Annotated in this window: 18 protein-coding genes; 4 read left to right on the top strand and 14 right to left on the bottom strand. The window is 67.7% G+C overall.

Annotated elements, in window-relative coordinates; translation table 11 throughout:
* Positions 1-18 precede the first annotated feature (18 nt).
* The 8 genes from ABD116_RS39285 to ABD116_RS39250 form a co-directional block, all read right to left on the bottom strand.
* Entirely contained in the window at positions 19-990 is a 972-nt protein-coding gene (locus ABD116_RS39285; protein ID WP_343983072.1) for a hypothetical protein, read from the bottom strand.
* A complete protein-coding gene (locus tag ABD116_RS39280; RefSeq protein ID WP_343983069.1) occupies positions 987-1,223 on the bottom strand; it encodes a hypothetical protein in 237 nt (78 codons plus the stop codon). The genes ABD116_RS39285 and ABD116_RS39280 overlap by 4 nt, the downstream gene beginning before the upstream one ends.
* A gap of 59 nt (positions 1,224-1,282) precedes the next feature.
* Entirely contained in the window at positions 1,283-2,134 is an 852-nt protein-coding gene (locus tag ABD116_RS39275; protein ID WP_343983066.1) for an MFS transporter, read from the bottom strand.
* A 143-nt stretch (positions 2,135-2,277) separates the two neighbouring features.
* A complete protein-coding gene (locus ABD116_RS39270) occupies positions 2,278-3,561 on the bottom strand; it encodes a metallophosphoesterase family protein (RefSeq protein WP_343983063.1) in 1,284 nt (427 codons plus the stop codon).
* Between the two features lie 142 nt (positions 3,562-3,703).
* Positions 3,704-5,800, bottom strand: a complete 2,097-nt coding sequence (locus tag ABD116_RS39265) for an iron ABC transporter permease (RefSeq protein WP_343983060.1) — start codon at positions 5,798-5,800, stop codon at positions 3,704-3,706.
* Positions 5,797-6,771 carry an ABC transporter substrate-binding protein gene (locus ABD116_RS39260; protein WP_343983057.1) on the bottom strand — a complete coding sequence of 325 codons (975 nt, stop codon included), beginning with the start codon at positions 6,769-6,771 and terminating at the stop codon, positions 5,797-5,799. Before ABD116_RS39260 ends, ABD116_RS39265 begins: the two co-directional genes overlap by 4 nt.
* Positions 6,772-7,596: an ABC transporter ATP-binding protein gene (locus tag ABD116_RS39255; RefSeq protein WP_343983054.1), complete on the bottom strand. Its 825-nt coding sequence runs from the start codon at positions 7,594-7,596 to the stop codon at positions 6,772-6,774. It lies immediately after the preceding gene.
* Between the two features lie 60 nt (positions 7,597-7,656).
* The gene (locus ABD116_RS39250) at positions 7,657-8,952 is read right to left on the bottom strand and encodes an alpha/beta hydrolase (RefSeq protein WP_343983050.1); all 1,296 of its coding nucleotides are present in this window, start codon (positions 8,950-8,952) and stop codon (positions 7,657-7,659) included.
* A gap of 106 nt (positions 8,953-9,058) precedes the next feature.
* On the opposite strand from ABD116_RS39250, the gene ABD116_RS39245 reads away from it, so the two are divergent.
* Positions 9,059-10,471 (top strand): M1 family metallopeptidase, encoded by a 1,413-nt coding sequence (locus ABD116_RS39245; protein WP_343983047.1) that lies wholly within the window; start codon positions 9,059-9,061, stop codon positions 10,469-10,471.
* A gap of 145 nt (positions 10,472-10,616) precedes the next feature.
* Here ABD116_RS39245 and ABD116_RS39240 read toward each other — a convergent pair whose 3' ends face one another.
* Together ABD116_RS39240 and ABD116_RS39235 are read right to left on the bottom strand one after the other, a co-directional pair.
* Positions 10,617-12,620, bottom strand: coding sequence for an oxidoreductase (locus ABD116_RS39240; RefSeq protein ID WP_343983044.1), 2,004 nt, complete (start codon positions 12,618-12,620; stop codon positions 10,617-10,619).
* Complete coding sequence (locus ABD116_RS39235; protein WP_343983042.1) at positions 12,617-13,162, bottom strand: PadR family transcriptional regulator; 546 nt, start codon at positions 13,160-13,162, stop codon at positions 12,617-12,619. Before ABD116_RS39235 ends, ABD116_RS39240 begins: the two co-directional genes overlap by 4 nt.
* A 148-nt stretch (positions 13,163-13,310) precedes the next feature.
* Here ABD116_RS39235 and ABD116_RS39230 point away from each other — a divergent pair, with 148 nt between their 5' ends.
* Positions 13,311-13,787, top strand: a complete 477-nt coding sequence (locus tag ABD116_RS39230) for a cation:proton antiporter regulatory subunit (RefSeq protein ID WP_343983039.1) — start codon at positions 13,311-13,313, stop codon at positions 13,785-13,787.
* 1 nt (position 13,788) lies between these two features.
* Entirely contained in the window at positions 13,789-15,009 is a 1,221-nt protein-coding gene (locus tag ABD116_RS39225; protein WP_343983036.1) for a cation:proton antiporter, read from the top strand.
* Positions 15,010-15,288: 279 nt separating this feature from the next.
* Here the strand turns inward: ABD116_RS39225 and ABD116_RS39220 are convergent, their stop codons facing one another.
* Genes ABD116_RS39220 through ABD116_RS39205 form a run of 4 tightly spaced genes read right to left on the bottom strand, consistent with a single transcriptional unit; the run spans position 15,289 to position 18,443 of the window.
* Complete coding sequence (locus ABD116_RS39220) at positions 15,289-15,876, bottom strand: YdeI/OmpD-associated family protein (RefSeq protein WP_343983033.1); 588 nt, start codon at positions 15,874-15,876, stop codon at positions 15,289-15,291.
* A gap of 47 nt (positions 15,877-15,923) precedes the next feature.
* A complete protein-coding gene (locus ABD116_RS39215; protein WP_343983031.1) occupies positions 15,924-16,409 on the bottom strand; it encodes a methylated-DNA--[protein]-cysteine S-methyltransferase in 486 nt (161 codons plus the stop codon).
* Positions 16,410-16,411: 2 nt separating this feature from the next.
* Positions 16,412-16,954, bottom strand: coding sequence for a GNAT family N-acetyltransferase (locus ABD116_RS39210; RefSeq protein ID WP_343983028.1), 543 nt, complete (start codon positions 16,952-16,954; stop codon positions 16,412-16,414).
* Position 16,955: 1 nt separating this feature from the next.
* Positions 16,956-18,443, bottom strand: coding sequence for an AlkA N-terminal domain-containing protein (locus ABD116_RS39205; RefSeq protein WP_343983025.1), 1,488 nt, complete (start codon positions 18,441-18,443; stop codon positions 16,956-16,958).
* Between the two features lie 118 nt (positions 18,444-18,561).
* Here ABD116_RS39205 and ABD116_RS39200 point away from each other — a divergent pair, with 118 nt between their 5' ends.
* Positions 18,562-19,302: an SDR family NAD(P)-dependent oxidoreductase gene (locus tag ABD116_RS39200; RefSeq protein WP_343983022.1), complete on the top strand. Its 741-nt coding sequence runs from the start codon at positions 18,562-18,564 to the stop codon at positions 19,300-19,302.
* The last annotated feature ends 153 nt before the right edge of the window (positions 19,303-19,455 follow it).

Here is a 19,455-nt window from a genome sequence, read left to right as displayed (position 1 = left end):
GACTGTGATGGTGGCCCACTACCAGGCCGCCGGGGAGGAACCCACGACGAGCTTGCGTGGCTGCCCGCTCCCATCAGCCGGTACTGCGAAAACGCCCGGCTCCCCGTTGTCCTGCTTGCCGTAGGCAACCGTCTTGTCGTCGCCCCAGGCCGGCTGGTCGTCGATGTGGGCCGTCTCGCCCAAGGCGATGTCCTGTTGACCGGCCAACGTGAGCACATGCAGGCGCCAGGTCTTGCCGTCGCGGAACTTGTAGGCGATCCGGGTGCCGTCCGGGGACAACGACGGGCATTCCACGTTCTCGCGTACTGCCGTCAGCTGCCGGCTCTTCAGGTCGCCGCGCATCAGCCAGGTCTTACCCTTCGACGCCATCGTCGCGTAGAAGGTCTCGTCGTCCTGGGCGAACGTCACACCCCAGTAGTTCACGTCAGTCGACTGGTACGGGCGGCCGTCAAGGTATGCAGCGAAGTCCTCGAGCGACCCGTAGTGGGTGCTGGTTTTGAGGTCATAGATCCCCGCGGTCGTCGAGAACGCACCGGCCATCAGGTAGCTGTCCCCCGACCTGAAAACCGTCCAAGCGACTAGGCGGCCTGACGGAGAAACCCTTACCCTGCTGGGGTTTCCCCAGAGTTGAAGGGTTTTGACCACCTTGCCGGCTGTGTTGATCAGGTCGACTTCTGATGCCATTGGTACGGCGGTCGCTCTGAGGCAGGCCATGGTGCCGCCGCTTGCGTAGACCCGTTGGCAGGTCGGTCCGGCGCCGATCGGAGTCGGGGCGCCGCCTCCGAGGGCGATTTGCCGGACTCGGTTGCTGCCTGGCTCGACGTACAGCATCGTGCCTGATCGGTCGAGCTGTAGGCCGCTCTGGGCAGCCGCTTGCTGTGTGGTTGCGACTCGCCAGCCGAGGTAGCCGATGCCTGCGGCAACGAAGACGGCGATCGCCAAGGCTCCGGCGACGATCCGGCGACGGCTCAACACGCCGGCGCCTGTCATGCCGCGCCCACCGCAGGAGCCGGCTTGGCCTCACGGCAGAGCCAAGCACCGGCCGCGATGGCCGTCGCCAGCGCTGCCGCGAAGAGCGCGAAGGTCAGAGTCGGCTCGACCGCAGCTGCCATCGCGCCGAACGCTAGGGCGCCGGCTGCTCTGGCTAGGGCTTGGGCGGTTTGGACTACTGCCATGCCGGTTGCGCGCAGTGGGGTGGGGATGAGCGGTCCGGCGTACGCCATCAGTACTCCGTCGCTGGCGGCGTAGAAGAGGCCGTGGAGTAGGAGGATCGCGGCTGCGATCAGGCGGCTTTGGTGTTGGTGGCGATGAGGAGGTAGGCGGTCAGGAGGAGCGCGTGGCCTAGGAGGAAAAGCTTCCAGCGGCCGATGCGGTCTGCGAGGCGGCCGAAAGGGATGGCGGCGAGCATGAAGGTGAGGGCCGTGCCGAGGGGTAGGAGCGGGAGGATCTTGGGTGGGAGGCCGGCGGTGCGCTGCACGGAGAAGTACAGGAACATGTCGCCGACTGTCACCAGGCCGAGGAGGGTGGCGGCGATGATCAGGCGGCGTAGTTCTGGGGCGGTTGCGGCTGCTAGGCCGGCGCGGATGCTGACCGCCGCTTTGGTGACGATGGTGCGGGGCTGGGTGACGAAGAAGATCAGGACGAGCACGCCGATGGTGGCCAGACAGAAGCTGGTGGTGAAGACGACGTCATAGCCACCGGGGATCGCCGCGATGATGGCGAACCCGAGCAACGGTCCAAGCAATGCGCCCGCCGTATCGAGCGCCCGATGGACGCCAAAGGCGCGCCCGAGGTCCTCCACTGGTGTCGACAGCGAGATGAGCGCGTCGCGCGGCGCCGTACGAATACCTTTACCCGCCCGGTCGACGGCGATCACCGAACTCAGCCCGGACAGCGACCCACCCACAGCCGGCAACCCAAGCTTCGTCACCGCCGACAACCCGTACCCAGCAATAGCAACAGCCTTCGGCCGTCCAAGCCGATCAGCCACATGCCCACCGGCCAACCTCAACAACGCGGTTGCCCCGGTGTAGAGCGCATCCAGCGCCCCCAGCTGCAGAAATCCAAGTCCGAGCCCGTACATCAGATAGAGCGGCAGAATCGCCGTCACCATCTCCGCGGAGGCATCCGTCACCAGGCTCACCAACCCGAGCGCCACGACCGTGCCCGAAACTCGCCGCGCGGCGCGGCGCGTGGGAGGCGGGGAGCCGGCAAGTGAGGGAGGATCCCCGGCGGTGGTGCGGGCGGCGTCGGCCGCCCGCGTGTTCGACAGGTACATCATTTGGGGTGGCAGGTGCCTTGGACGGAGTCGGTGAAGGTTCGGCCGGCTACTGGGACGAAGTCGGCTGTGTAGCCCGTCGCGGTGAGGGTTAGTTTGCCGACGCCGAAGGTGTTGTAGTCCTTCTTTTCGATGGTGGCTTTGGTGGTGCCGCCTGCGCCGTAGAGGGCGCGGCCGCCGGTGCCGATGAGGAGTTGGCGGACGCCGTTCGTGGTGTCCTTGGTGCCGTCGGGCTTGGAGGGTGCGAAGCGGATGTAGTTGTGGTCGTGGCCGCTGATCACCAGGTCGGCTTTGTAGTCGTACAAGGCCTGGAAGAAGGGCTGGACCGACGTGTTGTCGCTGTAGTTGCCGGCGGCGAAGCGGGAGTGGTGCCAGTACGCCGCAGTACAAGGCTTGGTGCTGGCCGCGAGGTCGGCGCGCAGCCACTGGACCTGGGCACTCGTGGAGGTCTTGGCGATGTTCGAGTTCAGCGCGACGAAGTGCCAGTCACCGACGTCGTAGCTGTAGTAGCCCTTGGTCCGGTCCCCCGCCCGGCCGGTCGCCTGCCCGACGCCGTTGAAGTAGTCGAAGTACCCCTTGGCGTTGGCCGTCACGTACTCGTGGTTGCCCGGCGTCGGGAACGTCTTGCTCTTGAAGACTCCCCATTGCGGGTTGTAGCTGTTGTTGTACTCCGACAGCGTCCCGCTCTCATAAGCGTTGTCCCCGGCCGTGATCACCGCCGTCGGATTCATCGCCTCCACCAGCGGGCGGGTCTGGTTGCAGGCCGAGCCGCAGATGTCACCAGCGGCCGCGACAGTCACAGTCGCCAGGACACCGGCCTGGTAGGCGTCGACCCGATAGCTACTGGCCGACGAGGTGAAGTTCGGCTTGACCGTCACGCAGTTGCCGGCGAAAGCCCTGGTGTAGAAGGCCTTCCCGGCCCAGTTGGTTGCCTTGAGCGTGTACTGCCCACCGGCTGAACCGGTCACCGTGACCGTGTCCTTGCCGGCCAGAGTCAGCTCCCGGAAGCGAACCCGGACCCACCGAGAGTCCGTGCTCGCGCACACCTGCTGACTGGTCCCGGCCTTCGCCAAGGCCGGGACTGCCACCGTCTTCGCGCCGCTCTCGGCGAGCTGAAGCTGCTCACCCGCGACGATGGTGTCTTGCTGGGGTTCTACCGATGCGGCCACAGGCCGAGCATCGCCACTGCTGGAGGAGTTGGTGGCGACGATGGTCAGGGCACCGGCGAGCAGTCCTCCGGTGACGAGGGCCGCGATCGTGGTACGACGGGACGGTCTGTTCATGGTTCCACCTCGGGCGGTAGGGGGTGAACAGCAAAGTAGCGGGCTGAACACAATCAGCAACCACCCCGAAAAGCTCTACCCGATGTTCACTGAATGAACACCGCGTGAAGCACGCCGCGGAACCCGTTTTCCAGCGGACTGTTCAGAGTTTTAGCGCACGCGTCCGCCACAGCAGGTACACGAAGTACGGCGCCCCGATCAGCGCCGTCAGCAGGCCGGCCGGGATCTGCGCCGGCGCCAGCAGCGTCCGCCCGAGGCTGTCCGCGACACTGACCAGTACTGCGCCCAGCAACGCCGCAACCGGCAGCAACCGGGCATGCCGTCCACCCACGAGTGCCCGGGCCGCATGGGGAGCGACCAGCCCGACGAACCCGACCACCCCGATCGCGGAGACGGCCGCGGCAGTCATCAGCGCGGCGCCGACCAGCGCGACGAGGCGGGTGCGCTCCAGCCGTACGCCGAGAATGCGCGGGATGTCGTCGTCCAGCGAGAGCAGGTCGAGCTCGCGACGGGCCAGCACGATCACCGGCGTCAGGACGAGCAACGCGATCGCCACCGGGATCACCTGCGGCAGGGTGCGTCCGTAGGTGCTGCCGGACAGCCAGGTCATCGCGAGGCTGAGGTTCCAGGGGTCGGTGTAGACGATGACGAAGGTGATGATCGCGGTCGTCGCCGACGAGACGCCGACCCCGATCAGCACCAGCCGGTCCGAACTGAGCCCACCCCTCCAGGAGACCAGATAGACCAGCGCAAAGGTGGCCAGTGCGGCCGCGGCGGCGACGCCGGACAGGAGCCAGATCCCGGCTGCCGGTACCGCCATCAGGACGACGACGGCGCCGACACCGGCACCGCCTGTGATGCCAAGGATGCCCGGCTCCGCCAGCGGGTTGCGGCAGACGGCCTGCACGGTCGCGCCCGCGATCGCCAGCGCCGCTCCGCAGAGAACGGCCGACAGGACCCGCGGGAAACGCGTGTCGAGGACGAAGGTGATCGCCCGCCCGGATCGGCCGTTGAGCCAGTTGACGATGTCGCCGGTCCGCAGGAAGGCGTCACCCGCGAGCATCGCGAAGACGAGCGCCGCCACCAGCAGCACGATCAGCGCAACGAGGACGATCCAGAACGTGCGCACGGGCCGCAGACCGCCACCGACTCCACCGGCCTGTTGCCGGCTCGGCCCGGAGTCGCGGAACCGGCGAGCCAGCCAGACGAGCACGATCGCGCCGACCAGCATCGTCATGATGCCGGTCGGGATCTCCACGCCCGCTTGGCCGCCGAGGATCGCTCGCAGTACGACGTCCGACGCGATCACCACCAGGATGCCGGCCAGTCCGGACAACGGCAGCAGCACCCGGTGGCGCATGAGCCCCGGGACGAGCGGAGCGATCAGCCGGACGAGCACCGGTGCGACGAGCCCGACGAACCCGACCGGGCCGGCGACAGTGACCGCAGCTGCGGACAACAGCACGGTGACGAGCGTGATCCACACTCTCGTACGGCGTACCCGGACGCCCAATACGGAAGCCGTATCGTCGCCCAGGGCAAGGATGTCCAGCTTCGACGCCAGCATCATCGCCCCGAAGATGCCGACGGCAACGACCGGCGCCATCTGCTCGACCGCGACGAGGTCGGTCTGGACGAGCGTCCCGGCGCCCCACGCGAAGGTGCCGATCGTCTCCTCGCGATACAGCAACATCAGCAGGGTGGTCACCCCGGCCAGCGCCATCGCGACGGCCGACCCGGTCAGGATCAACCGGGTCGGCCCGGCGGTACCACCGGCCGACAATCCCAAGACCAGTACCGCCGCCGCCAATCCGCCGACGAACGCGATGCCACCCGACGGAAGGGCCGGGAGCGTGATCCCGAAGGCCGCGAAGATCACGACCGCCAGGTAGGCGCCCGCGTTGACGCCGAGCGTGTCCGGCGAGGCGAGCGGGTTCCGGGCGAGTGACTGCAGACCAGCTCCAGCGACACCCAGCGCAAGGCCGACCAGTACGCCGGCCAGCAACCGAGGCAGCCGGGACGCGACCAGCACGTTGGCCGAGTTGTCCGTGCCTTGGCCGATCACCAGCTTGAGCAGGTCGCCGGCGTTCACCGACGACGTGCCCTGGGTGAGGTGGACCGCGGCCAGCACCACGATCGCGACGACCGCGATCGCGAAGACGCCCGCCACCCGCACCCGGCGTACAGGCTCCAGGGGCGCGGTGGCGAGGTCGGGCCGCTGGGCGGTCAGCTGGGTCAAGAGGTGACTGCCTGCACCGTCGCGTCGATGAACTGCTCGGTCGACTTCGGGCCGCCGAACATCCAGATCCCGTCGGCCAGCCGGTGCACGTTGCCGCTCTTCACGAACGGCAGGTTCTTCCAGATCGCGTTCTTGGCCAGGTCGCCGTCGAACACGTCACCGCCGTCGCCGTTGTTGGCGATGTAGAGGAACTCGCCGTCCTTCAGCTTGGTCAGGCCCTCGATGTCGGTCTGCGCGAGGCCGTAGTCGGGATCGCCGGCGCCGGTCCAGGCGTTCTTCAGGCCGAGCTCGTTCGTCACCGCGCCGAGCAGCGAGCCGGAGGTGAACATCCGGATCGAGATCGTGCTGCCCTGCTTGTAACCGTCGGCCATCGTGTACGGCGTACCGGCCTTGCCCGCGTCGGCGAGCTTCTGCTTGCCCTCGGCAAGCTTCTTGTCGAAGTCGGCGAGCGCGGTCCTGGCCTGGTCGGTCCGGCCGACCGCCTGGGCGACCAGTTCGAGGTTCGTCCGCATCTGCGGGATGGCGTTCTTGGCGTCCGCGCCCCGGATGACGAGGACCGGCGCGGCCTTCTCCAGTTGGGCGATGGTGGCCGGCGACTCGTCGGTGGTGGTGATGATCAGGTCGGGCGTGAGCGCGACGATCGCGTCCACGCTCGCCTCACCGCGGGTGCCGACGTCCTTGGCCGACGCGTCGAGCTTCTCCGCGCTCACCCAGGTGTTGTAGCCCTTCACGTCGGCGACGCCGACCGGCTGGACGCCGAGGGTGATCAGGTTCTCGACGATGCCCCACTCCAGGCCGACCACCTTGGTCGCGGGGGCCTTGAGATCGATCTTCTTGTTCCGCGCGTCGGTGACGGAGACGGGCTGGTTCGCGTTCGAACTGTTCGCCTCCGGGGTGACGTTCTCGCTGCTGCCACAGGCGGTCAGTACCAACGCCAGGGTTGCGGCGGTTAGGGCGGTGACTCTTTTCATCTATGACCTTTGCTGGAGGGTTTGGCGTTGCAGGTGTTTGCCGACGGGCCGGGTGGTGACGAGGCCCGTCGCGGGATCGGTGCCGACCTCGATCCGGATCCCGTACGTCTCCGAGAGCGCATCGGCTTGCAGGACCTCGGCCGGCGTACCGGTCGCGCGGATCCGGCCCTGGTCGAGCAGTGCGATCCGGTCGGCGACGGCCGCTGCCTGGTTCAGGTCGTGCAGGACGACGCCGACGGCGACACCGTGGTCGTCGGCGAGGTCGCGCATCAGGTCGAGGATCTCGATCTGATAGCGCAGGTCGAGGAAGGTGGTCGGCTCGTCGAGCAGCAGGACGCCGGTGTCCTGGGCCAGACAGGTGGCGAGCCAGACGCGCTGGAGTTCGCCGCCCGACAGTTCGTCGACCGCGCGCTCGGCCATCGCGGCGACGCCAGTGACGTCCATCGCGTGGATGATGGCGCGATTGCCGTCCGGGTCGTCATGACGCCAGCGGCCGCGGTACGGGTGTCTTCCGTACCCGACTACGTCCCTCACACTGACGCCGTTGGGCGTCGGGCGGGACTGAGAGAGCAAGGTCACCCGCCGGGCGAAGTCCTTCGAGGTCAAGCTCAGCGCCGACTCCCCGTCGGGGAAGGTGATCTCGCCTGCGTCGGGCTTGTGCAGCCGGGCCAGGGCACGCAGCAGCGTCGACTTGCCGCTGCCGTTCGGCCCGACCAGCGCGGTGACCTCGGCGGCCGCGATCTCCAGCGACGCCCCGTCGACCACCTGCTTGCCGTGATAGCCGAGAGACAGCGCACTCCCGGTCAGCCCCACTGACTCCCGCATGGACCGAAGGATAGCCTCACCTAAGTAGCACTGTCAGCTTCACAACCAGCGACGGGGCGACTACGCGCTGAGCAGTTGATCGGCCAGCCACGGGTAGGCGTAGCTGAAGGCCTGGGTGGCGAACTGCCAGTTGTGGCCGCCGGGCTGGACGGTCAGGGTCGAGGTGATGCCGACCTTCTTGCCGGCGGCGATGAACTCCCTGGCCACCCGGATGTGGGTGAGCTCCTCGGTGCCGTCCAGGTACTGGCCGGTGATCGGCGGGTACGGGCCGTGCTTGGCCATCACGGTCAGCGGGGCGTGCGCGTTGTACGCCGCTTGCGAACCACCGAAGAGATTGGCGACCGTCTGAGCCTCGTCGCCGGTGTTCGGGGCCTCGTCGCCGGAGATGTCGACGAAGTGCCGGAACGCCTCGGGGTGCTCGGTGACGAGCCCGATGGCGCAGGTACCGCCCATCGAGAAGCCGGCGATCGCCCATTTGTCTGGATCCGCCGAGGCGCCGAAGTGCTTCTCGACGTACTGCGGAACGTCGAGCACGAGGTGGTCCTCGGACTGCCCGTGCGGGCCGTTGACGCACTCGGTGTCGTTGCCGAATCCGCCGGTCGGATCGACGAAGACCAGGATCGGGCCGGCGCCGTGATGGCGGGCCGCGTAGTGCTCGGCGGTCTGGACGGCCTGGCCGATGCGGATCCAGTTCTCCGGCTTGGAGTGCTCGGCGGCGATCATCTCGACGGCTGGGAGGGCAGGCCGTTCCTTCTGGAACCACGCCGGGGGCAGCCAGACCAGCTCGGGCCGGTGCTTGAAGCCGCTGGGCGTCGCCGGAATGGTGATCTTGACGAGCTTGCCGGTCTTCTGGGCTACCGGGTCCGGCTTGGTGGTCAGCTGGTGGAGTGACACCTCGCCGGGTACCTGCTTGTTCTCGATCCCCGCGACAGCATCGCCGACTGTGGGGAAGTACCCGACGAACTGGTTGACGCCGTTGGCGCAGACGACGGCGGCCAAGGTGGCGGCGACGGCTGCTGCTCCTCGATGGCGCCAGTTCACTGTCCTTGCTGTTGCCGCGTGCCCGGTGACCCGCCGGGGCGCGTTCCAGCCGACGATCAGTACCAGTAGCGAGCCGACCACGACGCCGAACCACAGCCACACCGATAACGGCAGCGGATCGGTGACGCCTGCCGCCGGCAGCACCACTCGGGCAGTGAGCAAGCCGGCCGCCGCCGCGCCGATTGCGATGACCGGCAGCTTCCTGGTTCGCCAGCGGCTGTCCCGCCACCCGACGGCTACCAGCAGCGCTATGACAGCGACGCTCTCGAGGGTCCACGGCAGCCATCCGCTCAGCAGCGATACCTCTAATGCCACGTCATCCTCCATAGGCCCCCGGACCCCTGCCCCGAAGGTAGACGCCCTGCCGACTAGTTTGGTTGCCGCACGCCGTGCGAGTCGTTGAACCCTTTGAGGAGGAGTTATGGGACGTGCCGTACGTCGCCATTCGTTGATTGCCGGTGCGTTGGCTCTGGGGCTGGTTGCCGCGGTGAGTCCGGCGGCGTCAGCAGCGCCGACCTCACAGTTCTCCCCCGGCGCTGCTGGGGACGGGGATCCGTACTTCCCTGACATGGGGAACGGCGGGTATGACGTGAGTCACTACGACATCAAGCTCGCGTTCAGCCCGACGACTCATGCGATCAGCGCGACGACGACGATCTCGGCCCGGGCGACACAGAACCTGTCGCGCTTCGACCTCGACTTCCTCGGGCCGCTGAAGATCAGCAAGCTCTCGGTCAACGGGCGGAGTGCGGCCTTCAAGCGGACCGGCGCGCAGGAGCTGGTGATCACGCCGCCGCACGGGTTGCGGCGCGGGAGCAAGTTTGTCGTCTCGGTGTCGTATGCGGGCGTACCTCGGAAGATCGATGACCCTGCTCTGGGGATCTCGGGCTGGGCCGCGACGAAGGATGGCGCGGTCGCGCTCAACCAGCCGATCGGCGCGGCGACGTACTACCCGGTGAACGACACGACGCGCGACAAGGCGACGTACAGCCAGACCGTGAACGTGCCCAACGGCCTGACGGTACTGGCGAACGGCGAGCCTGGTCCCGTCACCAAGCGCGGCGGGCGGACCACCTTCCGGTGGAAGATGAACCAGCCGATGGCCAGCGAACTCAGCATGCTCGCCATCGGGAAGTACAACGTCACCCGCGGCAAGCTGCGCGACGGCCGCCCGAACATCACCGCGATCGGCCAGTCGGTCGACACCGTCGCCGGCCAGGGCAAGGTCTTCAACAAGACCACCGCGCAGGTCGTCGAATGGGAGCAGTCGCTGTACGGCCGCTACCCGTTCGCCTCGACCGGCGGCATCATCGGCGACGTAGGCGTCCACTACGCGCTCGAGACCCAGGGCCGCCCGGTCTACGACCAGCGCAGCAGCAAGGTCAGCGGCGACCTACTGGCCCACGAACTGGGCCACCAATGGTTCGGCGACTCCCTCACCCCCGCCCGCTGGTCGGACATCTGGCTCAACGAAGGCTTCGCCACGTACTCCGAATGGCTCTACCAGGAAAAGTTCAACGGCGTCCCCGCCCAGAAGACCTTCGCCCAGGCCTACGCAGCCGAAAAGGACTGGACCGGCAAGGTAGCCAACCCCGGCCGAGACCAGATCTTCGACGACCTCGTCTACACCCGAGGCGCCCTGACCCTCCACGCCCTCCGCCTGAAAATCGGCGACAAGGCCTTCTTCACCCTCCTGAAGACCTGGCCCACCACCCACCGCCACTCAAACGTCTCAACCCAAACCTTCATCAAGTACGTCGAGCACCAAACCCACCGCAACCTCGCCCCGTTCTTCCAATCCTGGCTCTACCAACCAGGCAAACCCCAGCTCTGAACCCACACCCCGCCGTCCGAGCCCACATCATGTGGGCTCGGACACCCAGCGGTGACCTTGAACACCAAACGGTGGGCTCGGACAAGGTATTGCTTGTTCAAGCCCACCGTTTGGTGTTCAAGCCCACCTGATGTGGGTTTGCCACCTACAGGGTGGCGGCTAGTTCGGTGCCTTGGAGGATGGCTCGTTTTGCGTCCAGTTCGGTGGCTAGGTGGGCGCCGCCGATCAGGTGGGTGGTGGGGGTGGCGAGGGTGCGGACCGACTCCTGGCCGGCGCAGATGACGACTGTGTCTACGGCTAGTACGCGGGGGTTTTCGTGGTTGGGGCCGAAGGTCAGGTGGAGGCCTTCGTCGTCTACGCGTTCGTAGTTGACGTTGGTGAGGAGCTCTACGTGCTTGTTCTTCAACGCGGCTCGGTGGACCCAGCCGGTGGTTTTGCCCAGGGTGGCGCCGATCTTGCCGGGCTTGCGTTGGAGTAGGTAGATCTGGCGGGGCGACGGTTCGGGGTGGGGTTTGGTGAGGGCGCCTCGGGTTGTGCGAGGGTCGGCTACGCCCCATTCGGCTTGCCAGGCGGGGAGGTCGAGGGTTGGGGAGTCGACCGTGGTGAGGAATTCGGTGACGTCCACGCCGATGCCGCCGGCGCCGATGACGGCTACCGTTTTCCCGACCGGGCGGCCGTGGCGGACCACGTCGACGTACGAGAGGACCTTCTCGTGGTCGATGCCGGGGATGGACGGGATGCGCGGAACTACGCCGGTGGCGAGGATGACCTCGTCGAAGCCATCCAGGTCGGCGGCCTCGGCGCGGTGGCCGAGGTGGAGTTTGACGCCGGTGAGTTCGAGGCGGCGTTCGTAGTACCGGATGGTTTCGGCGAATTCTTCCTTGCCGGGGATCCGCCGGGCGATACCGAACTGGCCGCCGATCTCGTTGTCCGCTTCGAAAAGCTCGACGTCGTGCCCGCGTTCGGCTGCGGTGACAGCAGCCGACAGGCCGGCCGGTCCGGCGCCGACCACGGCAATGCGGCGGGTACGCCGAGTTGGCAGCAGCACCAATTCGGTTTCCCGGGCGGCGCGTGGATTCACCATGCAACTCGCGTGCTGTCTGGCGAACACGTGGTCCAGACAGGCCTGGTTGCAGGCAATGCAGACGTTGATCTCGTCCGCCCGCCCAGCCGTTGCCTTGAGCACCCATTCCGGATCGGCCAGGAACGGACGCGCCATGCTGATCAGATCAGCGTCCCCACGAGCCAGCACCTCCTCACCAACCTGCGGCAAGTTGATCCGGTTCGACGTCACCACCGGGATGGACACATGCGGGCGGAACGCCGCCGTGACCGACGTGAACGCAGCCCGCGGCACCGACGTCACGATGGTCGGCACCCGCGCCTCATGCCAGCCGATCCCGGTGTTGATGATCGACGCGCCCGCCGCCTCGATCTCTTTGCCCAGGGCAACAACCTCGGCCCAGTCCTGGCCGCCCTCGACCAGATCCGCCATCGACAGCCGGTAGATGATCAGGAAGTCCGGCCCGACGCGTTCGCGGATCCCCCGGACGATCTCGACCGCGAGCCGGCGCCGGTTCTCCGCGCTGCCACCCCAGCGATCGCGCCGCTTGTTGGTCCGCTCGACCAGGAACTGGTTGATGAAGTACCCCTCGGACCCCATCACCTCGACCCCGTCGTACCCGCCCTCGCGAGCCAGCGCGGCACAGTCGACGTACGCCGCGATCTGCCGCCGCACCCCGCGATCCGACAAGGCGCGCGGCTTGAACGGATTGATCGGCGCCTTCAACGCCGACGCCGAGACGCTGAACGGGTGATAGGCGTACCGCCCCGCATGCAGGATCTGCAGCGCGATCAACCCACCCTCGGCGTGCACGGCGTCGGTGACCTGACGATGCCCCCGAGCCTCCCGGCGACTGGTCAGCTTCGAAGCGAACGGAGTCAGCCAGCCGGTCCGGTTCGGCGCATATCCGCCGGTGACGATCAGCCCGACACCGCCGCGCGCCCGCTCGGCGAAGTACGCGGCGAGCTTGGGCAGATCCTTGGCCCGGTCCTCGAGACCGGTGTGCATCGAGCCCATGATCACCCGGTTCTTCAGGGTGACGTGGCCGAGGTCGAGCGGGGCCAGCAGGTTCGGGTACTCGCTCATGAGGTGCTCTCCGATCGCATCGCCTGGATGACCTCGTCGCACCAGCCGAGGAACGACTCCTCGGCGCGGACGCCGCCGCGGAGTACGAGGTACTGGTGTAGTTCACGGCCGTTGAGCTTGTCCGGCTTGGGGAAGTCGCGGCGTTGGATGCCGCGGTAGGTCTCCAGCCGGGTCGCGTGCTCGGCGCGGTGCCGCTCGACTTCACGCAGTACCGCCGCAGTGTCGCCCAACGATGCGCCGCGGAGCTTCACCGCCAGCCCGTCACGCAGGATCGCGGGGTCGACCGGCTCAGCCAGCCAGCGCGCGAGCTCGGAGCGTCCGTCCTCGGACACCTCGTAGACCTTCTTGTCCGGGCGGCCGTCCTGGGCGACGTCGGTGTGGGTGATCCAGCCGGCGTCGTCCATCCGGCGCAGTACCCGGTAGATCTGCTGATGGGTCGCGGGCCAGAAGAAGCCGATCGACCGGTCGAACCGCCGGGCCAGTTCGTAGCCGGACCCGGCGCGCTCGGTCAGCGAGACGAGGATCGCGTGTTCGAGGGCCATGCCGCCGACCATACCTATGCAACGAGTTGCACTGCACCTGATTGCAACGCAGTTCACACCGGTTCACCGTGGGCGGGGATATCCAACCGGTTGGTCGGATGAGGGAGAATGGTTGCAGACGCCAGCTATTGCGGAGCGGAGAAATTCCATGGAGCACCCGACCAGGACCACGTTGCCCGGGATCGGCACCCGGTACGACCTCATCACCGACGGCGGCAAGCACGTCTCGGTGGTGGTGCACACGGACGGCCGGCGATTCCTGGGGTTCCACGATCCCGAGGACGACGACAGCTGCCTGGGCAGTGTCCCGCTCGGCCCGGCCGAGGCGAGCGCGCTCGGCCAGCTCCTGATCCCCGCGCCGATCGAGCCGCTGCGCGGTGACATCGAGATCGACCTGGTCACCGAGCAGATCCCGATCACCAGCCGGTCCCCGTACTCCGGCCGCACCCTCGGCGACACCCAGGCCCGCACCCGGACCGGCGCGTCGATCGTCGCCGTACTACGCCGTACCGGCGCCGTGCCCTCCCCGACACCCGACTTCAGGTTCGCCACCGGGGACACGATCGTCGTGGTCGGCACCCGCGAGGGCGTCGACGCCGTCGCCGAACTGATCACGGGAGGCTGAGATGCACGACACGACCGCCATGCTGATCGAGCTCGGCGCCGTACTGCTTGCCCTCGGCATCCTTGGGCGGTTCGCCGGGCGGATCGGGTTCTCGCCGATTCCGCTGTATCTGCTGGCCGGACTGGCCTTCGGGCATGGCGGGTTGCTGCCGCTGGATGCGTCGGAGGAGTTCGTCGCGACCGGCGCTGAGATCGGGGTGATTCTGCTGCTGTTGCTGCTCGGGCTCGAGTACACGGCGGCGGATCTGGTCGGGACGCTGAAGACGCAGTACCTGTCCGGTGTGGTCGACTTCCTGCTGAACGCGTTGCCGGGTGCTGCTGTTGCGTTGCTGCTGGGGTGGGGACCGGTGGCGGCGGTCGCGCTGGCCGGTGTCACCTGGATCTCGTCGTCGGGGGTGATCGCGAAGGTGGTCGGGGATCTCGGGCGGCTCGGCAATCGCGAGACGCCGATCGTGCTGGGGATCCTGGTGCTCGAAGACCTGTCCATGGCCGTCTACCTACCGATTTTGACGGCGTTGCTGGCAGGTGTCGGGTTGGCGGGTGGCAGTGTGACGTTGCTGATCTCGCTGGGGACGGTGAGCGTCGTACTGTTCGTCGCCTTGCGCTACGGGCGGGTGATCAGTCGGGCGGTCTCGTCGGACAACCCCGAGATGTTGCTGCTCGTCGTACTGGGGTTGACGCTGCTTGTCGCTGGGGTCGCGCAGAAGCTGCAGGTGTCGGCGGCGGTCGGGGCGTTCCTGGTGGGGATCGCGTTGTCGGGTGAGGTGGCGAAGGGCGCGCGTAACCTGCTGAGCCCGTTACGGGACCTGTTTGCTGCCGTCTTCTTTGTTTTCTTCGGGTTGAGCACCGATCCGGCGGACATTCCGCCGGTACTGGGGATCGCGCTGGCGCTCGCGGTATTTACCGCACTGACGAAGATCGCCACCGGCTGGTACGCCGCACGCAAGGCGGGCGTCAAGTCAGCCGGCCGCTGGCGCGCAGGCGGCACCCTCGTCGCCCGCGGCGAGTTCTCCATCGTCATCGCCGGCCTAGCCGTCGGAGTCGAACCCCGCCTCGGCCCACTCGCAACCGCCTACGTCCTCATCCTCGTAGTCCTCGGCCCCATCACCGCCCGCTTCACCGAACCAGCAGCCCGCAAACTAACCAACCTCCGCAAACCCCGCACCCCAGTCGGCCCGCCGCTAACCGAACGCCTCAACGACCCCGCCAACACCAGCAACTGACCCCATCCCCCGCCCCCCGTCCCCCGTCCCCCCATCGCATCTGAGGGGTTATCCCCTCAACCGATGGGTTGCCCCCCGAGATTCTGGCTAGGCAACCCACCATCTGAGGGGATAACCCCTCAGATGGTGGCCTGCAAGCCGGGGCGGGACGCGCGTGTGGCGGGTTTGGGGGGCGGTTGCGTGGGGGCAGTTCGGCGGGACGGTCGCTGGTCCAGCAGCGCGGGTGGTGGCGGGAGTGGGTGGTGGTGAGAGTGGGTGGTGGTGGGAGTGGGTGGTTGATCATCGGGGGTGGTTGGCTCGTTGGTTGAGCGCGGCGAGGGTGACTGTTTGGGTTATGCGGGTGGAGCGGGTTTCGGGGCGTTTGGCCAGGGCTATCCATTCGAGGATTCGGCGCTTGGAGGATGGGGGGAAGGTGGCGAAGTGGGTGGCTGCCGTGGGGTTGTGGTCGAGTTCCAGTTGGAGGTCGGCGGGGATTACGCCGTTCTGGGCTTCTGCCAGGCAGTCCCAGGTGCCGGTTCTCTTTGCGAGGTCGATCAGTTCCTGGCCGGGCGGCGCCAACAGGCCGGCGGCGAGTAGCCGGTCGGCGCGGTCTCGGTTGACTTGGCTCCAGGTGCTGCGGGGGTTGCGCGGGGTGAAGGTTTGGTAGGTGCTGGTGGCGTCGCGGCGGAGGGTCTTGCTGTCTATCCAGCCGAAGCACAACGCGTGCTCGACCGCCTCGGCCAGGTCGATGCCGGCGTCGCTTCCCCGTTGGACGACCAGCCAGACGGCCTTCTCGGTACGACCGTGCTCGGCCAGCCAATCGCGCCATTCCGCGACGGTGGCGGGGGCGAAGGCTTCGGCGTCGGTTACTACCTGCTTGGTGGTCATGGAGACAGCATGCGGGTGATAAGTGCTCATCAAGTGAGCACTTAGATTTAGAAGAGTACGTCGGCTCGTTCGTGGTCGAGGAGGGCTTGTTTGCGGTCGAGGCCGCCGCCGTAGCCGGTGAGGTTGCCGGTGGAGCCGATGACTCGGTGGCAGGGGACGATGATGCTGACCGGGTTCTTGCCGTTGGCGAGGCCGACCGCGCGGGAGGCGCCGGGGACCAGGCCGAGGGTGGCGGCGAGCTGGCCGTAGGTGATGACCTCGCCGTAGGGGATGTCCTTCAAAGCGGTCCAGACTCGTTGTTGGAAAGGGGTTCCGGTGAGTTTGAGGGGTACGTCGAAGGTGGTGCGGTCGCCGGCGAAGTACTCCTTCAGCTGCTGCTGGACCTCGGGAAGGATGGAGTCGTCGCGCAGGCCGAAGGTCTCCAAAGCGGGGCGGTGCCGGTGCTGTTCCATGTAGAGGCCGGCGAGTTCGCCGGTGTCGGCGGCGACCAGGGTGAGCGGGCCGACCGGGCTGTCCATTACGGCGTACGACATGGTCAGCCCGCCCACTGTGCGCGGGTGATCCGGTAGAGCACGTGCCGTTGCAACGGATGCCCGGCAGCCAGCCTGGGGTGGTCGAAGTCCTCGACGTACGTCATGCCGATCCGCTCCATCACCCGCTGGGACGGTTTGTTCGTCGTCGTGGTGAAGGACAGCACCTCGTCGAGCCCCAGCGGTCCGAACGCGTGCGCCAGCGAAGCCCGCGCGCCCTCGGTCGCATAACCGTTGCCCCAGGCATCCTTCACCAGCCGCCAGCCGATCTCGACGCACGGCGTGAAGGACGCCTCGAAGCTCGGCACCGACAGTCCGATGAAGCCGATGAACTGGCCGGTCTCCCGTACTTCGGCCGCCCAGAACCCGAATCCGCGCTCGTCGATCGCCGCCGTGAGCCGGTCGACCATCGTGTCGCTCTCGGCGCGGGTCAACGCGTTCGGGAAGTGCTCCATCACGGCCGGGTCGGCGTTCAGCGCCGCATAGGTCTCGCGGTCACTGTCCTTCCACTGTCTGAGCAACAGGCGGTCGGTGGTCAGCGCAGTCATTTCACTCCGTCGGTATCTTGTTGATGGCATGATCGCCGGTCGCCCACAGGTACTGCACCGCGTACGCCCGCCAAGGCCGCCAAGCCCGCGCATGTGCGATCAGCGCTTTCGGCGCCTCGGGCAACCCGAGGTCGCGCGCCGCGTACTTGATCCCCAGATCGCTTGCCACAAAGGCATCCGGGTCACCGAGCGCACGCATCGCGATCGACTCGACGGTCCACGGCCCGATGCCGGGCAGCGCCGCGAGTTGCTCACGCGCCTTGTCCCAGTCGCTGCCCGCGCCGAGGTCGATCTCACCGGCCGCGAGGGTCGCGATCAACGTCGTCAGCGTCGTACGCCGTGACTTCGGAAAGGCCAGCGTCTCGGGATCGAGCCCGGCCAGCGCCTGCATGGTCGGGAACAAATGGGTCAGATTGCCCAGCGGGTCGTCGACCGGTTCCCCGTACGCCTGCACGAGCCGACTCGCATGAGTCCGCGCGGCCGCCGTCGACACCTGTTGACCGAGCACAGCCCGTACGGCGAACTCCGCGCCGTCGACCGTGTGCGGCACTCGTCGCCCGGGCGCCTTCTCGATCAGCGGAGCGAGTACAGGATCTGTCTTGAGCAGGTCGTCGACGGCGACCGGATCCGCGTCGAGGTCGAGCATCCGGCGGCAGCGGCTGATCGCGATCGAGAGGTCGCGCTGATCGGTGAGCGAGAGCTGGCACGCGATGTGGTCGGGCATCGGCCGGAGCGCCACCACGCCATGACCGTGCGGGAGCCGCAGGGTCCGGCGATAGGCGCCGTCGTGCCACTCCTCCACCCCCGGTACACCGGTCGCGATCAGGTGCCCGAAGAGGTTGTCCGGCGTCAACGGCTGACGGAACGGCAGACGCAACGCGATCGTGCCCGGCGCGGTGGGAGCGTCGCCACGCTTGGCCCGGGTGCGCAGCTCGCTGGGTGACAGCGCGAAGACCTCTTGCACGGTCTCGTTGAACGTCCGCACGCTGGAGAATCCCGCAGCGAAGGCGACGTCGGCCATCTGCAGCGAGCTGGTCTCGATCAGCAGCCGCGCGGTCTGCGCTCGCTGAGCTCTTGCCAGAGCCAGTGGCCCGGCTCCCAGCTCAGCCTGCAGTTGGCGTTGGACTTGGCGGACCGAGTAGCCGAGCTGGGTCGCGAGGCCTGGTACGCCGTCGCGGTCGACCACGCCGTCGCCGATCAGCCGCATCGCGCGGGCGACCAGATCGGCGCGATCGTTCCACTCCGGGGAGCCCGGGCTCGCGTCAGGGCGGCAGCGCTTGCAGGCGCGGAAGCCGGCCTGCTGGGCCGCGGCGGCGCTCGGGTAGAACCGCATGTTCTTGACCTTGGGCGGCACCACCGGGCAGCTCGGGCGGCAGTAGATTCTGGTGGTCAGTACGGCGGTGAAGAACCAGCCGTCGAAGCGGGCATCCTTCGACTGGACCGCTCGCACGCACCGCTCGACACATTCGTACACGTGCTCAGCATCCATGGCCGCACCGACAGTTTCTAGCGGTTTTACGCCATCGAGGTTCAGCGGAAAAACGACGTCAGGATCCGGGGTCGTATTTCCGCCAGCCCGGGCGGTCCGCGACGGGTGGACTGGGGACATGACAGAACTCGAGAACAAGATGGCATTGGTGACTGGTGGGAGCCGCGGGATCGGCGCTGCGGTGGCGGTCGCGTTGGCGGTGGGTGGGGCGGATGTGGCGATCACCTACCACCGTTCGCCGGATGAGGCCGCGGCGGTGGTGAAGGAGATCGAGGCGGTTGGCCGGCGCGGGTTTGCGATTCCGGCGAATGCGGCCGATGCGGGGGCGGTGCGGGAGGCGGTCGGTACGGCGTACGAAGTACTGGGTGGGTTGGATGTGTTCGTCAACAACGCCGGCGTCGGGACGATGGGGATGATCGGCGATGTGACGCTCGAGGAACTGGATCGGGTGCTCGCGGTGAACGTGCGCGGCCTGTACGTCGCTGCGCAGGCCGCGGCGGGTGTGCTGGCTGATGGCGGACGGATGATCCACATCGGCAGCTGCATCGCCGATCGGAGCACCGGGCCAGGGATGAGCCTGTACGCGATGAGCAAGTCGGCTGTCGTCGGGATGAACCGAGGACTGGCCAGGGAGCTCGGTGCTCGCGGGATCACGTCGAACGTCGTCCAGCCCGGCCCGACCGACACCTCGATGAACCCCGCCGACGGGCCGTTCGCCGAAGCCCAGCGGGCGTTCCTGGCACTCGACCGCTTCGGCACTGTGGACGACGTCGCTGCGGCAGTCCTGTACCTGGCCGGGCCGGGTGGCTCATACGTCACCGGCACCGAACTGAACGTCGACGGCGGCCACGCAGCCTGACCCACCTCGCCTACGGGCGCGCCGTCGCCGGCGAGCGAGGTCGGCGGGCGCCGTCGGCGGGCAGGGCCGGCGGGCATGGTCGGCCGGCGCCGTCGGCGGGCAGGGCCGGCGGGCATGGTCGGCCGGCGCCGTCGGCGGGCAGGGCCGGCGGGC

The organism is Kribbella koreensis, from assembly GCF_039525325.1.
Lineage (GTDB): Bacteria > Actinomycetota > Actinomycetes > Propionibacteriales > Kribbellaceae > Kribbella > Kribbella koreensis.
The sequence above is the reverse complement of the archived record's forward strand: the minus strand, read 5'-3'. Positions and strand labels throughout refer to the sequence as shown.

Bases quoted from the DNA above. Each gene is read 5' to 3' on its own strand.
- ABD116_RS39230 (WP_343983039.1), top strand. From the start codon at position 13,311: ATGGAGCACCCGACCAGGACCACGTTGCCCGGGATCGGCACCCGGTAC.
- ABD116_RS39255 (WP_343983054.1), bottom strand. From the start codon at position 7,596: ATGCGGGAGTCAGTGGGGCTGACCGGGAGTGCGCTGTCTCTCGGCTAT.
- ABD116_RS39205 (WP_343983025.1), bottom strand. From the start codon at position 18,443: ATGGATGCTGAGCACGTGTACGAATGTGTCGAGCGGTGCGTGCGAGCG.
- ABD116_RS39285 (WP_343983072.1), bottom strand. From the start codon at position 990: ATGACAGGCGCCGGCGTGTTGAGCCGTCGCCGGATCGTCGCCGGAGCC.
- ABD116_RS39260 (WP_343983057.1), bottom strand. From the start codon at position 6,771: ATGAAAAGAGTCACCGCCCTAACCGCCGCAACCCTGGCGTTGGTACTG.
- ABD116_RS39215 (WP_343983031.1), bottom strand. From the start codon at position 16,409: ATGTCGTACGCCGTAATGGACAGCCCGGTCGGCCCGCTCACCCTGGTC.
- ABD116_RS39270 (WP_343983063.1), bottom strand. From the start codon at position 3,561: ATGAACAGACCGTCCCGTCGTACCACGATCGCGGCCCTCGTCACCGGA.
- ABD116_RS39235 (WP_343983042.1), bottom strand. From the start codon at position 13,162: ATGGCCCTCGAACACGCGATCCTCGTCTCGCTGACCGAGCGCGCCGGG.
- ABD116_RS39240 (WP_343983044.1), bottom strand. From the start codon at position 12,620: ATGAGCGAGTACCCGAACCTGCTGGCCCCGCTCGACCTCGGCCACGTC.
- ABD116_RS39210 (WP_343983028.1), bottom strand. From the start codon at position 16,954: ATGACTGCGCTGACCACCGACCGCCTGTTGCTCAGACAGTGGAAGGAC.
- ABD116_RS39220 (WP_343983033.1), bottom strand. From the start codon at position 15,876: ATGACCACCAAGCAGGTAGTAACCGACGCCGAAGCCTTCGCCCCCGCC.
- ABD116_RS39200 (WP_343983022.1), top strand. From the start codon at position 18,562: ATGACAGAACTCGAGAACAAGATGGCATTGGTGACTGGTGGGAGCCGC.
- ABD116_RS39280 (WP_343983069.1), bottom strand. From the start codon at position 1,223: ATGGCGTACGCCGGACCGCTCATCCCCACCCCACTGCGCGCAACCGGC.
- ABD116_RS39245 (WP_343983047.1), top strand. From the start codon at position 9,059: ATGGGACGTGCCGTACGTCGCCATTCGTTGATTGCCGGTGCGTTGGCT.
- ABD116_RS39225 (WP_343983036.1), top strand. From the start codon at position 13,789: ATGCACGACACGACCGCCATGCTGATCGAGCTCGGCGCCGTACTGCTT.